Here is a 14,242-nt window from a genome sequence, read left to right on the forward strand (position 1 = left end):
AGGAGTCCCTGGTCGATGACGCAGAACCGCTGCACGCGTTTGCAGGCCTCAGGCGAAGCTTTTCCGGCGTCGCTCGATCGCCGGCGCATCCTCGACGGCGGGGATGCTCTGCAGCACCCGCTTTGACGGCAGGATGGCAATGGCTTCCGTGCCTTCGCGCAGCTTGGAGCGCAGGATGAACTGGCCGTTGTGCTTGGCAAGGATCGCCTGCACGATCGGCAGGCCGAGGCCGGTTCCCTGTTCGGCGCTCTTGATGGCGATCGACCCCTGGCCGAAGGCAGAGAGCACCACCGGGATTTCGTCTTCGGGAATGCCGGGGCCATTGTCCTTGATGGAAAGATATTGACCGCCGCCGGCCGTCCAGCCGGCCTTCACCGAAATTTCGCCGCCGGACGGCGTGAACTTGACGGCGTTCGACAGGAGATTGAGCGTCACCTGACGCATCGACTTCTCATCGACCCAGACCGCCGGCATGCCGTGTTCGAACTGCTCGGTGATGGTGATGTTCTTGGTGCGGGCGCGCAGTTGCACCATGCCGATGCAATCCTCGGTGATCTCGACCAGCTGGACTGCTTCCTCGTTGAGGTCGTATTTGCCGGCCTCGATGCGCGACAGGTCGAGAATCTCGTTGATCAGGTCGAGCAGGTGCTGGCCGGAGCGATGGATGTCGCCGGTATATTCCTTGTAGATCGGATTGTTCAGCGGCCCGAGCACTTCGGTCGACATGACTTCGGAAAAGCCGAGGATGGCGTTGAGCGGCGTGCGCAGCTCGTGTGACATAGAGGCAAGGAAGCGGGATTTGGCGAGGTTTGCCTCCTCGGCGCGCCGGCGCGCTTCGTCAGACATCGACTTGGCGACTTCGAGTTCGGCGATCAGGTCATCTTTTTCGGATTGCATCGACAGAATATGGATGTTCGCACGATGCATGCGGTTCGTCATGAAGACGAGGAAGATCAGCGACGTCGAAACGACCGCGGTCAGGGCCAGGTAAGCGGGGCTGCCGGTCCTGATCGTCAGGCCGGCAAGCACCAGCATGACCGGAATGAAGGTGAAGAGCAGGGCGTTGCGCAGCAGGAAGGTGCCCATCGCCGTTGCGGCGAGCGCAATCAACAGCACCGCGCCCTTGTAGAAACCGAAATTGACCTCGCCGCAGCGATCGCAATCCTGAAGCATGAAAGCGGCCCAGCAGATGCCGAGAACGATCTGCACGATCAGGAAGCGGCGGCGCCAGCGGGACACTTTTTCCGCCGTGATCTCGCGGCTCTTGGCCCGGCGTGCCAGGAGGATGCCGATCGCATGGACACAGAGCGTCATCAGGCCCCAGGCGACGATGTCGAGGGTTTGCGAGAGATAGACACCGACGCCGGTCACCAGAGACAGGAAGATCGGCATGGCGATGGCGCCCTGCAGCATCGAATCGATATGCAGCCCGAGCATCTCCCTGGCAAAGCCGGCCGCATTCGACGGACCAGCCTGCAGCCGTTCGCGGGTCGCGCGCACGGCTTTCGACACAGCCTTGTTGCGATGGCTGCGCGACTTGTCGACAATGATCTTGTCGGTCGAGGTGCTGACGCCCTTACTCATGATCTCAAATGCGTTCATGGAATCCATTGAAGTTTAAAAGGAAATCCTTAAGAAGTTGCTGCGATTTGTTGTTTTTGGAGGCGCCTTCCGTAAGGTGCGCGGGCGATTTTCTGCAGGAAGCGAGACCATGAAGCGCCTGGCGAGCGTCATCCGCGATCTTCTCCTGACGCTTTCGATCTTTCTCTTTCTCGGGCTCGTCGTGACGCGCCTCGACGCGGGCCGGCAGGAACTGAGTTCGGGCCGCGCGAAGGTTATCGATGGCGATACGCTGGTCCTTGGCGGCAAGCGTATCCGGCTCGTCGGTATCGATGCACCGGAGCTTCGCCAAATCTGTCGCCGCGACGGTCAGCCGTGGCCTTGCGGCAAGGCGGCCAAGGACCACCTGGCCACCCTGATCGGCGATGCGAGCACGATCTGCGAAGCAGGCGGCAGCGACCGCTACGGCCGGCTTCTGGCGACATGCTCGTCGGGCGGCCGCGACCTGAATGCAGCGATGGTCGGTTCCGGCCATGCCGTTGCCTTTGGCGACTACGAGGCTGAGCAGGACGCCGCCAGGACGAAGCGGCTCGGCATCTGGGCAGGCACGTTCGATGCGCCGCGCACCTGGCGTCAGACCCATGGCGGAATGGATGAGGCACCCCATATACCGGAAGGCTGGCTGGACACCGTGATATCGCGGCTTGGTGCATGGAGGAAGACCTGAGCTCGCTTGGAAACGCCCGACCGAGTCGATCCGCCGGGTTTTCAGACGGACTCCAAGATTTCAAGGCTTGAGGGAATGACAGGCAAGCAAAGGGATGATCTGGCGGATTTGCGCGCGGCGATTGCCGCCTGCCGGATCTGTCGCGACACGCCGGCGCGCGGCCCCGACCATCAGCTGCCGCACGAGCCGCGGCCGGTCGCGGTGATCTCGCCTGCAGCGCGCATCCTGATCTGCGGCCAGGCACCGGGCCTGCGCGTCCATGAAAGCGGGCTGCCGTTCAACGATGCGTCCGGCGACCGGCTCCGGCAATGGCTTCAGGTGACGCGGGATGAGTTCTATGATCCGCGGCTGTTTGCCATCGTGCCGATGGGCTTCTGTTTTCCCGGCTACGATGACAAGGGCGGCGATCTGCCGCCGCGCCGGGAATGCGCGCCGCGATGGCGGCAGGCGGTCATGGATGCCATGCCGCAGATCGAGCTCGTGCTCGCCATCGGCCAGTATGCGCAAGGCTGGCACCTCGGCGACCGCCGTAGCGCGACGATGACCGATACGGTGCGCAACTGGCGCACCTATCTTGGCTCCAATAGCGGACCGGCGGTGCTGGCCCTGCCGCATCCGAGCTGGCGCAATACCGGTTGGCTGAAGAAAAATCCGTGGTTCGAGGCCGAGGTCCTGCCTGTCCTTCGCGAGCGGGTGAAAAAATTGATTTTCTGAAACAATTTTCTTCCATTTGGCGTTTTTCACGCTATAGAGAGAAAAATATTCGAAAAGGGCTTTTCATGGATCGTCTTGACCGCAAAATCCTGCGCCTTTTGCAGGAGGATTCCACACTCGCTGTTGCCGACCTCGCCAAGAAGGTCGGCCTCTCCACCACGCCGTGCTGGCGCCGGATCCAGAAGATGGAAGAGGATGGCGTCATTCGCGGTCGGGTCGCCTTGCTCGATCCGGTGAAGATCAACACCAAGGTGACGGTCTTCGTTTCCGTCCGCACGAACACGCACTCGATCGAATGGCTGCGGCGCTTCTCGGAGGTGGTCGTCGAGTTTCCGGAGGTGGTGGAGTTCTACCGCATGAGCGGGGATGTCGACTATTTGCTGCGTGTCGTCGTGCCCGATATTGCCGCCTACGACGCCTTCTACAAGCGTCTGATCGCGAAGATCGAAATCCGCGACGTGTCGTCGGCTTTTGCGATGGAGCAGATCAAGTACACGACGCAACTGCCGCTTGACTACATGCAGATCGAGCAGGCCAAATCCAGCGAGGATTAGCCCGGGGCGACTAGGGCTTCAGGCGATCGGTGACAGCGGCGCTGGTCAGCTCGCGCACGGCATCCTTGCCGATCCATCGGGCGCTGCGGTCCTGGCGTGCAGCGAGGGCCCTGGCCAGCGACAGGGCAGGGCGATGGCAACAGGCGTTGCGCTTGCCGACCTGGCGTAGCGCCCAGTTCACGGCTTTCTTGACGAAATTCCGCTCGTCGCCGGCATGGGCTTCGACGAGGGCAAGCCAGGCGAGGATCGTGTCGTCCGGCTCGTCCTTCAGGTGAACGGCGCTGACGGCGATCATTGCGAAGGCGGACCGCCGGACGAATTCCCGTTCGTCGACGGCAAATTCCGGGATGAGGATGCCTTTCAGCCGGGCACCGACAAAGAGATCGGCGACGCTGTCGACGATTTCCCATGAGTTGAAATCGCCGGCCCATTGTCTGGCCGTCTCCACGGTCAGCACCTTCGGTTCGGCCGTGAAAGAGGCAAGCAGCCGCGCCTCGCGGACGCCGCTCTCCCACAGCGCGAGCGCGCGGTCATGATCCCGCTTGATCGCCCGCGCGATCCGTCGCAGCTCGGCGTTGGAAATGCCGAGCGCGGTCGCCGTCTCGATGCCGAAACGTGCCATCCCGGCCCGGTTTTCCTCCCGCTGCAGCGATTTCAGATGGGCGATCACCGCATCTGCCGGGGAGGACGGCGACAGCGTCATTTTTCCAGCCGCGCCAGCAGCGAGGACGTGTCCCAGCGCTTGCCGCCAAGCGCCTGGACCTCGGCATAGAACTGATCGACGAGGGCCGTGACCGGCAGCTTGGCGCCGTTGCGGCGGGCTTCGGCGAGCAGGATGTCGAGGTCCTTGCGCATCCAGTCGACGGCGAAGCCGAAATCATATTTGCCGGCGTTCATGGTCTTGTGGCGGTTTTCCATCTGCCAGGAGCCGGCCGCCCCCTTGGAAATGACGTCGACGACCTTCTCGATATCGAGACCGGCCTTCTTGCCGAAGTGGATGCCTTCGGCGAGCCCCTGGACGAGGCCGGCGATGCAGATCTGGTTGACCATCTTGGTCAGCTGGCCGGAGCCTGCCGGTCCCATCAGGCCGACCATGCGCGCATAGGCGTCGATGATCGGTTTGGCGCGCTCGAAGACACCCGCATCGCCGCCGCACATCACCGTCAGGACGCCGTTTTCGGCGCCGGCCTGGCCGCCAGACACCGGGGCGTCGATGAAGTCGAAGCCGCCGGCTGTCGCGGCAGCGTCGAGCTCGCGGGCAACCTCGGCCGACGCGGTCGTGTTGTCGATGAAGACGGCGCCCTTCGCCATGGCCTCGAAGGCACCGCCCTTGCCGGTCGTCACCGCACGCAGGTCGTCGTCATTGCCCACGCAGCAAAAGACGAAATCGGCGCCAGCGGCCGCCTCGGCCGGTGTCGGCGCGGCGCGGCCGCCGAATTGCGCCGCCCATTTCTCGGCTTTCGCGATCGTGCGGTTGTAGACCGTCAATTCGTGGCCGCCTTTGACCTTCAGGTGACCGGCCATCGGATATCCCATGACGCCAAGACCGATGAATGCGACTTTAGCCATTCCAAAACTCCCATATCCCGTATCGCGAGAGACTTAGCGGAAATGGCCGAGAGGCGGAAGGGAGAACGCCGCTTGCGCCGCCGCAATTCATGGAAATACGCGACAGCATCAGGATGCCGGGACAAACGAACTCAGGGTGAAATAAGCGACTGCACCAGCAGCGATGGCCGCAAGTGTCGCCAAGGTGAGCGTTGTCGCATAGGGTCCCCGGCCGCCCGCCGTGAATGCCAGCACGACTTTCGTCATGAGATTGACCACCACCGCGATCAGGATCGCCGCGACGGCGGTGGCAAGGTCGACCGAGGCGCCCGTCATCCGCGCCGTCGAAAGGGTGATGGCGTCGAGATCCATCAGGCCCGATACGGCCGCGACTGCAAACAGCATGGCCTGACCGATCCTGTCGACCAGAACCTTTGACACCACGATCACGACGCCAAGCAGGGCGCCGAATCGCAGCACCTCGCCAAGTTCGAATGGATTGTCCAGTTGAAGATCCGGTGCACCATGCTTGCCGTTACCGCGGCGGACGATCAAAAAGCTCGCGGCCAGCATGACAAGTATGGCCGGCACCAGCGCAATCGCGAGCGGTATCAGCAGGACGGGCGCCATGACGGCGCCGATGACGAGGACGCGGATCAGCGACAGCGCCCCGGCAATGGTGGCGCCAGAGGCCAGCTGCCGGGCACTCTCGGGCGCCTCGGCGGCGAAACGGGCAAAGGACAGTGTCAGCGCCGTGGAGGAGGCCAGTCCGCCGGCGGCACCGGCAAACAGGATGCCGCGACTGGGTCCGGCCACACGGATGGCGACATAACCGGCGAAGGATATGGCGGCGATCGTGACCGTCAGCAGCCACAGAGCGAAGGGGTTCAAGGCGTCCCAAGGATCGATGGTTTCATTCGGCAGGAGCGGCAGGGCGACGAGCGTCATGGCCAGAAGAATGAGGCCTGCCCTGATTTCCAGCCAGGTCAATTGCTTCAGAAAACCGTGGAGGCTGCGCTTGGCGGCGAGCAACGCGGTGGTTATGACCCCGCCGGCCGCCGCGGCCCGCACGTCGCCGAGGACCGCTGTCACGCCCAGCGCAAAGACAACGAAGGCCGCGACGACGGTGGTGGCGCCATAATCCTCGTCTGCCTCGGCCTCCCGCAGTTTGAAGACGACGAAAGCAGCACCGAAGAGGAGCAGCAACACCGCCGGCAGCATGGGGCCGGCGAGCGTCTGGATATAGCCGGCTAGCCCCCCGAGAAGGCCCGAAAGGCCGAACGTGCGGATACCGGCGGTTCTCCCGCCCGAGGGCACGTCGCGGTCCTGCCAGCCCCTCTCGCAGCCCACGAGGAGACCGATCGCGAGTGCTACGCCGAGACGCTGGAAGACTTCAACGATTTCCATCACAGAATGATAGCGCCCGGTGGTGTCAGGGCAAGAGTGGGCATCCCGGGCTTCCGTCAGCAACGGTATGAGAGACAGCATGGGAGAATGATTTTTTGTCTGAACCGAGATTGCAGACAGCCCTTTCCGCGATGCCGTCCGTTTTTGATATTTATATTGTATATAGTTTTAATGGATTGATCCAGTCTGATGACAGTGGCGCGGCCTATGATGCGTCAATCGAACCGAGAGGGATCCATCATGTTTACACGCAGACAGACATTATCGCTTTTCGGCACCGCCGCGCTCGCGGCGGCGCTGCCAGGAACCGGCCGTGCCGCGTCCGAACCGCTGAAGCAATTGCGGTTCGGCTGGCAGAAGAACGGCGTCCTGGCGCTGGCCAAGGGAACCGGCGCGCTGGAGAAACGTTTCGCTGATCGCGGCATTTCGATCACCTGGGCGGAATTTTCCTCCGGCCCGCCGTTGCTCGAGGCGCTTGGCGCCGGTGCTGTCGATTTCGGCCCGACCGGCGATGTTCCGCCGCTGTTTGCGCAGGCGGCCGGCGGCAATCTGCGCTATGCCGGGACCTATAAAGGCTCCGCGGCAGGTTCGGCGATCCTGGTGCACGCCGATTCCCCGATACAGTCGATCGGTGACCTGAAGGGCAGGCGCGTGGCGTTCAAGCGCGGATCGAGCGCCCATAACTTCACCGTCAAGGCGCTGCGGACGGCGGGCCTCGGCATCACCGACATCGAGGCGGCCGACCTTTCGCCTTCCGATGCGGCGGCAGCCTTTGCCAGCAAACAGATCGATGCCTGGGCGATCTGGGATCCTTACTACGCCGTCGCCGAAAAGACCCCGCAGACGCGGGTGCTGACGACGGCCGAGGGGATCGCCGAGAACTGGAGCTATTTCCTCAGCAATGGCGATTTCACCGCCGCGCACGGCGATGTGCTGCTCGAGATCCTCGACGAACTGGCAAAGGTCGGGGCAGCCGCGCAAAACGATCTCGACGGCACCGTCGCGGCGCTGTCGGCGATCACCGGCGTGCCGGAGGACATCCAGCGCGTGGTATTGACGCGCAAGGGCTTCACCCTTGCTGCGGTCTCGACCGTCGGGCCGGAGGCGGCGGCCTATCAGCAGGCACTGGCCGACGAGTTCTACGCATTGCAGATCATTCCGAAAAAGCTGACGGTCGGCGACATCATCTGGAACGGCCGGGCAAGCTGAGCGAGGAATGATGCACTCCTGCGGACGGAACAGCGAGGTATCCGTCCGCGGGTTGGCACCATGATCCGGTCGCGCTTCGGGGTGCCGGACAGCTGGGCCGGCGCGACGCCACGGCTCCAAAAGGCGCTTAGGCCCGCAGCTTCGCAATCACCAGATGGCCGGTGATCGGCTCGCCCTCTTCCATGCGCACGATGATGTCGGTGAGTTCGACGATGTCGAAGCCGATGGCGTCGAGGCGTTCGCGGACGTAGCTTTCGGCATGGGCGAAGCGCTGGTGCGGGCCGACCATGAAGGGGCGACCGGCGAAGGTTTCCGTGGGCAGGGTTTCGCTTGAGAAGATGAACAGGCCACCCGGGTTCATGTTCTCGGCGGCGCCGAAGAACAGGGCTTCGAGCGCGCCGAGATAGGGCAGCACGTCGGTCGCGGTGATCAGGTCGAAGGGCTCGTCGTCATTGTCCTCGAGGAAATCGACGACCTCGGCGACATAGAGCGTCTCGTAGAGGTCCTTCTCATGGGCGATCTCGACCATGTTTTCCGACAGGTCGATGCCGGTAATATCGTCTGCCATGTCGCGCAGTGCGCCGCCGGTCAGGCCGGTGCCGCAGCCGAGATCGAGCACCCGGGCAAACGGCCCGAGCTTCAGAGCCTGCAGCCGCTGGCGCACCATCATCGGCACGTGATAATCGAGCTGCTCGACGAGCACGTCCTCGAAGACATCGGCGTGCTGGTCGAAGAGGGTGGCTACATAGGCGTCCGGCGCCTTGTCGGGCGTTTCGCCACGACCCAGCGAAGCGATGCGGACGGCCGCGCCGCCGTGATCGTCCGGATCGATCGCCAGCACTTCCTCATAGGCTTTCACCGCCGCATCCACATTGCCGGATTTCTCCAGGGCGAGGGCGCGGTTATAGGCTTCGGCGAGGGCTTCTTCATCGATCTTCTGCATGGCGCGTCTTTACGGCTCCGTTGCGAATTTGGCAATGCGAAAACCCGCCTGCGCAGCCGTTTGCGGCTCGAAATGCGTTTATCGCCGCGAAATTTCGGCGCATTATGGGCAAAACCAACAAAATCCTGGAGGAAATGACCCATGGCTGCGGAATTCAGCCCGGTCGAGCTGCTGAAGGACGGCAGCGACGCCAAAAGCCCGCCCCTGCCGACAACGTCGCCGGAAGTCCTGACCGCGCTCGTCCATTACTATCGCGGCGAGATCGGCCGAATGGCGGGCTGGCGAGACCGTATCGACCGGACGTCGAACTGGGCGATCACCGTGGTGGCCGCACTGCTTTCGGTTTCCCTGTCAGCGCCGACGTCCCATCATGGCGTGTTGCTGTTTGCGATGCTTCTCGTCTCGCTGCTTTTACTCATCGAAGCGCGGCGATACCGTTTCTTCGACGTCTATCGCGCGCGCGTTCGGCGGATGGAACGCGGCTATTTTGCCCAGATTCTCTGTCCGCAGGCGCCCTTCAAGGTGAACTGGGCGGCGCCGATCGCCGACAGCCTGCGGCGGCCGGCCTTCCTGATGACCTATCGTGCGGCAGTCTGTCGACGGTTGCGGCGCAATTATTGCTGGATGTACCTGATTCTGCTCCTGGCCTGGGCCTTGAAGATCTCGTCGTCGGTTCTTCAGCCCGACGGCAGCGAGGCGCGGCATGTGGGCTCCCTCACCGACCTCGCCGCCAATGCGGCGCTCGGCCCCGTTTCCGGCTGGCTGGTGCTCGGCATGGTCGCCCTGTTCTACGCTGCCATGGCCTATGCGGCGCTTGCCAAGGAGCCCGGCGAGGGCGAACTGGCGCATGGCGAGGTTCATGTCTGATCCGATGAAGCATGCGGGCTGATGGCATGTGCAGGATTTCTTGATTGCGATCCCGGACCGCTGCTGATTTTATCGCGCCTTCAGTGACATAAGGAGACGGCGATGACGGGTCAGAAGGTAGCAATCATCACGGCGGGCGGGTCCGGCATGGGGGCGGTGTCGGCGCGCCGGCTGGCAGCGGAAGGGTATCGCGTCGCGATTCTTTCCTCCTCCGGCAAGGGCGAGGCGCTGGCAAGCGAACTCGGCGGCATCGGTGTCACGGGGTCCAACCAGTCGAACGACGATCTGAAGCGGCTGGTGGATACCGCCTATGCCAAATGGGGCAGGGTGGACGCGCTGATCAATTCGGCCGGCCATGGCCCGCGCGCGCCGGTGCTGGAACTGACGGACGAGGACTGGCACAAGGGCATGGAGGTCTATTTCCTCAACGTCGTGCGCCCAACGCGGCTGGTGACGCCGATCATGCTGGAACAGAAATCCGGCAGCATCGTCAACATCTCGACCTATGCGACCTTCGAGCCGGACCCGCTGTTTCCGACCTCCGGCGTCTTCCGATCAGGGCTTGCCGCCTTCACCAAGCTTTTCGCCGACAAATATGCAGCCGACAATATCCGCATGAACAACGTCCTGCCGGGCTTCATCGACAGCCTGCCGGAAACTGAGGAACGGCGCCAGCGCATTCCGATGGGGCGCTACGGCACATCGGAGGAGGTGGCCGAGCTGGTGGCGCTTCTGGCGACCGATCGCGGCGGCTACATCACCGGCCAGAACATCCGCATCGATGGCGGCATCACCCGGTCGGTATAGATACTTCAAGCTCGGGGCGAGGCGTCAGTTAATGATGAACTCGCCCTTGAGCGCCCGCCAGTCCGAGGCCGAGATCAGCTTGCGGTGCACGTAGCGGACCGAATGCAAGGGGCCTTCCAGCGTTTCTTGCCAGAATTTCAGGAAGCTTTTCATTTCCGGAAAATCGGGCGCGATATCGTAGTGCTGCCAGATATAGGTTTGCAGGAAACTCGGATGATCAGGCATGCGATAAAGGATCTGGGCCGTCGTCAGGCCGTACCCCTTGAGCTGCAGTTCCAGTTCATGTGTCATTTTTGGACCTCATCCTGGTCAATGATGGTCCCTGCAATTGAAGCACCGATTTGGTTAACGGGGAATTAACAAAATCGTCGCACCCTATAAATAAATGTGGAAAATCAGTATGTTGGCAGCCGGCCAAGGCGAGTGCTGCCAAACGATTCCGACAATCAGCGTTTCAGATGACGGGTGATGCGGTCTTCCAGCCAGGCCCAGAGATTGCGCAGGATCTCCACCATGATCAGATAGAGGATCGCCGCCCAGACGTACATCTGGTAGTCGAAGGTCCGGGAGAAGGCGCGGCGGGTTTCGCCCATCAGGTCGAAGACCGTGACGATCGCGACGATGGCCGAACCCTTGATCATCAGGATGATCTCGTTGCCATAGGGTCGCAGAGCGACGATCAGCGCCTGCGGCAGGATCACCTTGAAGAAGGAGATGCGCGGTGGCAGCCCGAGCGCTGCGGCCGCTTCCGTCTGGCCGCGCGGCACGCTCTGGATCGCTCCGCGCAGGATCTCCGCCTGATAGGCGGCGGTATTGAGCGTGAAGGTGAGCAGCGCGCAGTTCCAGGCGTCGCGGAAGAACCACCACAGCCCGATCGCTTCCATCTGCGGCCGGAAGCTGCCGAGACCGTAATAGACGAGGAACAACTGGGCGATCAGCGGCGTGCCGCGGAAGAAATAGACATAGGCGTAGGCGGCCCATCCGAGGATCTTGTTCTTCGACATGCGCGCGAAGGCGATCGGCAGGGACAGAAGCGCGCCGAGCGTGATGGAGGCGCCGACGAGCCCCAGGGTGACGCCGAGGCCGGAGATGAAACTCGGGCCGTATTTGGCGAATTTTTCCGGGTCCCAGCCGTCGACCATCAGCAGGAAAAGCCCGACGCTTGCAGCGAGCCAGACGCCCAGCGCGATATTGCCGAGCAAACGCTGCGCCGTGAACGGACGGGCGATGCCCGGTGGTGCCGGTTGTGGCGGGATCATGGTTTCCGCGTGGCTCATCGGCCGGCCTCCGAACGTTTGGTCCAGCGTTCCAGCGCCGAAAAGACGATAGACGACAGCATTGCCAGGATGAGGAACAGCAGGCAGGCGACGGCGAAGAACTCGAAGGCCTGCTTGCTGACACGGGCGGCGACACCCGTCTGGCGCAGGATATCCGGCAGGCCGATCACCGAAACCAAGGCGGTATCCTTGAGCAGCGCCATCCACAGATTGCCAAGGCCGGGCAGGGCGATGCGCACCAGCTGCGGCAGGATGATCAGCCGCATGGTCTTGCCGCGGTGCAAGCCGAGCGCGTCGCCGGCTTCGTACTGGCCGCGGGGAATGGCCTTGAATGCCGACAGGAGCACTTCCGAGCAGTAGGCGGAGAACACTACACCAAGCGCGATCATGCCTGCCACGAAGGCGTTGATCTCCACCGGCCCCTCGTAACCGAGCGAGGCCAGGAATTGCTGCACGAGGATTTGCAGGCCGTAATAGACGATGAACAGGGTCAACAGTTCCGGCAGGCCACGGAAGATGGTGGTGTAGATGTTGGAGGCCAGCCGCAACGATCTTTCCTCGGACTGTTTGGCCAGCGCGATGAAGAAGCCGAGCACCAGCCCGACCGGCAGCGTCGCGATTGCCAGCGTCGCGGTGATCATGAAGCCGTAGGAGATCTCGTCGCCCCAGCCGGCATTGTCGCAGGCGAGCAGCGTGCCGGAGCCGAACAATCGGAAAATTCCGATGGGACCGCATAACGGGTCGATCACCGAGGCGAGCCATGCCACGGCCGACGATAGGGCGGCAAACAATCCGCTCATGCCAGAACATTCCCCTTTGAAGCGTTTTTTGATGAGCTTCTTTTTATATAGTTCTTGTCAGACAAAAACGGCGGAAGGGCAAGCTTCCGCCGTTGCATTTTTGTCATGGCTCGATGCTTTTCCCGAATGTGGGGTGCACGGCCACGCTCCGGTTCAGCTGCCGTAAACGTCGAAGGGGAAATACTTGTCGTTGATTTCCTTGTACTTGCCGTTCTTGCGGATCGCGTCGATCGCGGCGTTGAATTTTTCACGTAGCGCATCGTCGCCCTTGCGGACAGCAATGCCGGCGCCTTCGCCGTTGATGACCGGGTCGATCGGCAGCGCGCCAAGCAGCTTGCAGCAGGCACCGTCTGCCGTCTTCAGCCATTCGGAGAGAACGACGATATCGTCGACAACCCCGTCGATACGGCCATTGGCGATGTCGAGCTTGTATTCTTCCGAAGTTGGATAGAGCTTGAGTTCCGACTTCTTCATATGCGCTTCGGCGTAGTTGGAGTGAGTCGTCGCAGACTGTGCGCCGAGCGTCTTGCCGGCAAGCGCGTCTTCCGTTGCTTCGGTGATCGGCGAATCCTTCGGCACGACGATAGCCGGCGGCGTGTTGTAATACTTGTTGGTGAAGTCGACCTTTTCCTTGCGCTCGGCGGTGATCGACATCGAGGCGATGATTGCGTCGAACTTCTTCGAGATCAGCGCGGGGATGATACCGTCCCAGTCCTGCGTGACGAAGGTGCATTCGGCCTTCATCTCTTCGCAGAGCGCCTTGGCGATGTCGATGTCGAAACCGGTCAGGGAACCGTCCGACTCCAGGTTGTTGAACGGCGGGTAGGCGCCCTCCGTGCCGATTACGATCTTTTCGCCTGCAGCCATCGCGGTGCTGGCCATCAGCGCGATGACGGCTGCCGAAGCGGCCATGGCGAGACGTTTTGAAATACGCATATTGGTCCTCTCTGTTGGCTGGCGGCCGTTTTTTTCTTGTTCGCGGCCGCCGATATGCCGGCCATCGTTGCGGCCGGGGTGCGCGGATATTCGTACGCTTTAAGCGAAAAAATCAACAGGAAAGCAGTGGTGACCTCATGAAAACTCTGAACATTGTCGGGTCGAAGCGGCTTGTTGACGATTGCCGGCCCATGCCTGCGGAAGATGAACGGCGCATTCATGCTGAGTTAATGCACATTTCGCTAATCCTCATGGGCTGATTTGGCCGGTGTGCCTTTTTTTGACCGCCTTTGGACGGCTTGGGTCTGCCGAAACGGTGAAGAAAGAAGAAGGCCGGGACGTCCTACCGGTTGAAAACGACAACGGGACCTCTGAAGGAGGAAATACATGACCATCCGATCCAAACTTTTTGCGACCGTCGCGTTTCCGATGCTGTCGATGTCGATCGCCATCCAGCCGGCTCTGGCCGACAGCCTGATGAAGCCGTTCGAGGTCGCGCAGGAAGACGGCATCGCCCAGGAAGGCGGCGAGCAGGTACCGGAAGAGCTGCTGCGCAAGAAGCGCAAGCAGCGTGCGGAGCAGCAGGAGCAGCAGGAGCAGCAGAGCGAGGAGGCCCAGCCGTCGCAGGAAGAGCAGCCGAGCCGCGCCGAACGCCGCAAGAAGCGACAGGAGGCAGAGCAGCAGCAGGAACAGCAGCCCTCTGCCGATGACGAGGCTGCCCGCCAGGCGGCCGAAGAAAAGCAGCGCATTCGCGCCGAGCGCAAGAAGCGCCAGCAGGCCGAACAGGAGCAGCAGGAAGAGGCCCAGCCTTCCGCCGACGACGAGGCCGCAAAGGCTGCCGAGGAACGGGCAAAGATCCGCGCCGAGCGCAAGAAGCGCCAGCAGGCCGAACA

The 14,242-nt window shown here is 62.3% G+C and carries 15 protein-coding genes and 1 pseudogene; 7 read left to right on the forward strand and 9 right to left on the reverse strand.

What is annotated here, in order from left to right:
- Positions 1 to 48: 48 nt before the first annotated feature.
- Positions 49 to 1,584, reverse strand: a complete 1,536-nt coding sequence (locus A3AY_RS0105025; RefSeq protein ID WP_026203125.1) for a sensor histidine kinase — start codon at positions 1,582 to 1,584, stop codon at positions 49 to 51.
- Between the two features lie 127 nt (positions 1,585 to 1,711).
- On the opposite strand from A3AY_RS0105025, the gene A3AY_RS34480 reads away from it, so the two are divergent.
- From A3AY_RS34480 to A3AY_RS0105040, 3 genes are all read left to right on the forward strand, one after another.
- Complete coding sequence (locus A3AY_RS34480) at positions 1,712 to 2,287, forward strand: thermonuclease family protein (RefSeq protein ID WP_018324596.1); 576 nt, start codon at positions 1,712 to 1,714, stop codon at positions 2,285 to 2,287.
- A gap of 75 nt (positions 2,288 to 2,362) precedes the next feature.
- On the forward strand, positions 2,363 to 3,001 hold the full coding sequence (locus tag A3AY_RS0105035) for a uracil-DNA glycosylase family protein (RefSeq protein ID WP_026203126.1): 639 nt from the start codon (positions 2,363 to 2,365) through the stop codon (positions 2,999 to 3,001).
- Positions 3,002 to 3,066: 65 nt separating this feature from the next.
- Positions 3,067 to 3,555 (forward strand): Lrp/AsnC family transcriptional regulator, encoded by a 489-nt coding sequence (locus tag A3AY_RS0105040; protein WP_018324598.1) that lies wholly within the window; start codon positions 3,067 to 3,069, stop codon positions 3,553 to 3,555.
- A gap of 10 nt (positions 3,556 to 3,565) precedes the next feature.
- Here the strand turns inward: A3AY_RS0105040 and A3AY_RS0105045 are convergent, their stop codons facing one another.
- The 3 genes from A3AY_RS0105045 to A3AY_RS0105055 all read right to left on the reverse strand — a co-directional run bounded on the left by A3AY_RS0105045 (position 3,566) and on the right by A3AY_RS0105055 (position 6,510).
- Positions 3,566 to 4,258 carry a DNA alkylation repair protein gene (locus A3AY_RS0105045; protein WP_018324599.1) on the reverse strand — a complete coding sequence of 231 codons (693 nt, stop codon included), beginning with the start codon at positions 4,256 to 4,258 and terminating at the stop codon, positions 3,566 to 3,568.
- Positions 4,255 to 5,124, reverse strand: a complete 870-nt coding sequence (locus A3AY_RS0105050) for an NAD(P)-dependent oxidoreductase (RefSeq protein WP_018324600.1) — start codon at positions 5,122 to 5,124, stop codon at positions 4,255 to 4,257. Before A3AY_RS0105050 ends, A3AY_RS0105045 begins: the two co-directional genes overlap by 4 nt.
- 108 nt (positions 5,125 to 5,232) lie before the next feature.
- Positions 5,233 to 6,510, reverse strand: coding sequence for an MgtC/SapB family protein (locus A3AY_RS0105055; protein WP_018324601.1), 1,278 nt, complete (start codon positions 6,508 to 6,510; stop codon positions 5,233 to 5,235).
- Positions 6,511 to 6,750: 240 nt separating this feature from the next.
- Between A3AY_RS0105055 and A3AY_RS0105060 the strand changes: the two genes are divergently transcribed.
- On the forward strand, positions 6,751 to 7,719 hold the full coding sequence (locus tag A3AY_RS0105060; RefSeq protein ID WP_018324602.1) for an aliphatic sulfonate ABC transporter substrate-binding protein: 969 nt from the start codon (positions 6,751 to 6,753) through the stop codon (positions 7,717 to 7,719).
- Positions 7,720 to 7,846: 127 nt separating this feature from the next.
- Here A3AY_RS0105060 and A3AY_RS0105065 read toward each other — a convergent pair whose 3' ends face one another.
- Positions 7,847 to 8,662: a class I SAM-dependent methyltransferase gene (locus A3AY_RS0105065; protein ID WP_018324603.1), complete on the reverse strand. Its 816-nt coding sequence runs from the start codon at positions 8,660 to 8,662 to the stop codon at positions 7,847 to 7,849.
- Between the two features lie 141 nt (positions 8,663 to 8,803).
- On the opposite strand from A3AY_RS0105065, the gene A3AY_RS0105070 reads away from it, so the two are divergent.
- Positions 8,804 to 9,529 carry a DUF2270 domain-containing protein gene (locus A3AY_RS0105070; protein WP_018324604.1) on the forward strand — a complete coding sequence of 242 codons (726 nt, stop codon included), beginning with the start codon at positions 8,804 to 8,806 and terminating at the stop codon, positions 9,527 to 9,529.
- A 102-nt stretch (positions 9,530 to 9,631) separates the two neighbouring features.
- Positions 9,632 to 10,336, forward strand: coding sequence for an SDR family oxidoreductase (locus A3AY_RS0105075; protein ID WP_018324605.1), 705 nt, complete (start codon positions 9,632 to 9,634; stop codon positions 10,334 to 10,336).
- A gap of 24 nt (positions 10,337 to 10,360) precedes the next feature.
- On the opposite strand, the gene A3AY_RS0105080 is transcribed toward A3AY_RS0105075, so the two are convergent.
- From A3AY_RS0105080 to A3AY_RS0105095, 4 genes are all read right to left on the reverse strand, one after another.
- A complete protein-coding gene (locus A3AY_RS0105080) occupies positions 10,361 to 10,627 on the reverse strand; it encodes an usg protein (RefSeq protein ID WP_018324606.1) in 267 nt (88 codons plus the stop codon).
- Positions 10,628 to 10,782: 155 nt separating this feature from the next.
- Entirely contained in the window at positions 10,783 to 11,613 is an 831-nt protein-coding gene (locus A3AY_RS0105085) for an ABC transporter permease (protein WP_018324607.1), read from the reverse strand.
- Positions 11,610 to 12,413 (reverse strand): ABC transporter permease, encoded by an 804-nt coding sequence (locus A3AY_RS0105090; RefSeq protein WP_018324608.1) that lies wholly within the window; start codon positions 12,411 to 12,413, stop codon positions 11,610 to 11,612. Before A3AY_RS0105090 ends, A3AY_RS0105085 begins: the two co-directional genes overlap by 4 nt.
- Before the next feature lie 153 nt (positions 12,414 to 12,566).
- Entirely contained in the window at positions 12,567 to 13,349 is a 783-nt protein-coding gene (locus A3AY_RS0105095; protein WP_026203127.1) for an ABC transporter substrate-binding protein, read from the reverse strand.
- Between the two features lie 387 nt (positions 13,350 to 13,736).
- On the opposite strand from A3AY_RS0105095, the pseudogene A3AY_RS40290 reads away from it, so the two are divergent.
- Positions 13,737 to 14,242 (forward strand): annotated as a pseudogene (locus A3AY_RS40290) (OmpA family protein); the annotation flags it as partial.

The sequence above is a fragment of the Rhizobium giardinii bv. giardinii H152 genome (assembly GCF_000379605.1).
Classification (GTDB): domain Bacteria; phylum Pseudomonadota; class Alphaproteobacteria; order Rhizobiales; family Rhizobiaceae; genus Pararhizobium; species Pararhizobium giardinii.

Excerpts from the sequence above, each read along its gene's own strand:
- A3AY_RS0105025 (WP_026203125.1), bottom strand. The coding sequence starts at position 1,584 with ATGAGTAAGGGCGTCAGCACCTCGACCGACAAGATCATTGTCGACAAG.
- A3AY_RS34480 (WP_018324596.1), top strand. The coding sequence starts at position 1,712 with ATGAAGCGCCTGGCGAGCGTCATCCGCGATCTTCTCCTGACGCTTTCG.
- A3AY_RS0105035 (WP_026203126.1), top strand. The coding sequence starts at position 2,363 with ATGACAGGCAAGCAAAGGGATGATCTGGCGGATTTGCGCGCGGCGATT.
- A3AY_RS0105040 (WP_018324598.1), top strand. The coding sequence starts at position 3,067 with ATGGATCGTCTTGACCGCAAAATCCTGCGCCTTTTGCAGGAGGATTCC.
- A3AY_RS0105045 (WP_018324599.1), bottom strand. The coding sequence starts at position 4,258 with ATGACGCTGTCGCCGTCCTCCCCGGCAGATGCGGTGATCGCCCATCTG.
- A3AY_RS0105050 (WP_018324600.1), bottom strand. The coding sequence starts at position 5,124 with ATGGCTAAAGTCGCATTCATCGGTCTTGGCGTCATGGGATATCCGATG.
- A3AY_RS0105055 (WP_018324601.1), bottom strand. The coding sequence starts at position 6,510 with ATGGAAATCGTTGAAGTCTTCCAGCGTCTCGGCGTAGCACTCGCGATC.
- A3AY_RS0105060 (WP_018324602.1), top strand. The coding sequence starts at position 6,751 with ATGTTTACACGCAGACAGACATTATCGCTTTTCGGCACCGCCGCGCTC.
- A3AY_RS0105065 (WP_018324603.1), bottom strand. The coding sequence starts at position 8,662 with ATGCAGAAGATCGATGAAGAAGCCCTCGCCGAAGCCTATAACCGCGCC.
- A3AY_RS0105070 (WP_018324604.1), top strand. The coding sequence starts at position 8,804 with ATGGCTGCGGAATTCAGCCCGGTCGAGCTGCTGAAGGACGGCAGCGAC.
- A3AY_RS0105075 (WP_018324605.1), top strand. The coding sequence starts at position 9,632 with ATGACGGGTCAGAAGGTAGCAATCATCACGGCGGGCGGGTCCGGCATG.
- A3AY_RS0105080 (WP_018324606.1), bottom strand. The coding sequence starts at position 10,627 with ATGACACATGAACTGGAACTGCAGCTCAAGGGGTACGGCCTGACGACG.
- A3AY_RS0105085 (WP_018324607.1), bottom strand. The coding sequence starts at position 11,613 with ATGAGCCACGCGGAAACCATGATCCCGCCACAACCGGCACCACCGGGC.
- A3AY_RS0105090 (WP_018324608.1), bottom strand. The coding sequence starts at position 12,413 with ATGAGCGGATTGTTTGCCGCCCTATCGTCGGCCGTGGCATGGCTCGCC.
- A3AY_RS0105095 (WP_026203127.1), bottom strand. The coding sequence starts at position 13,349 with ATGCGTATTTCAAAACGTCTCGCCATGGCCGCTTCGGCAGCCGTCATC.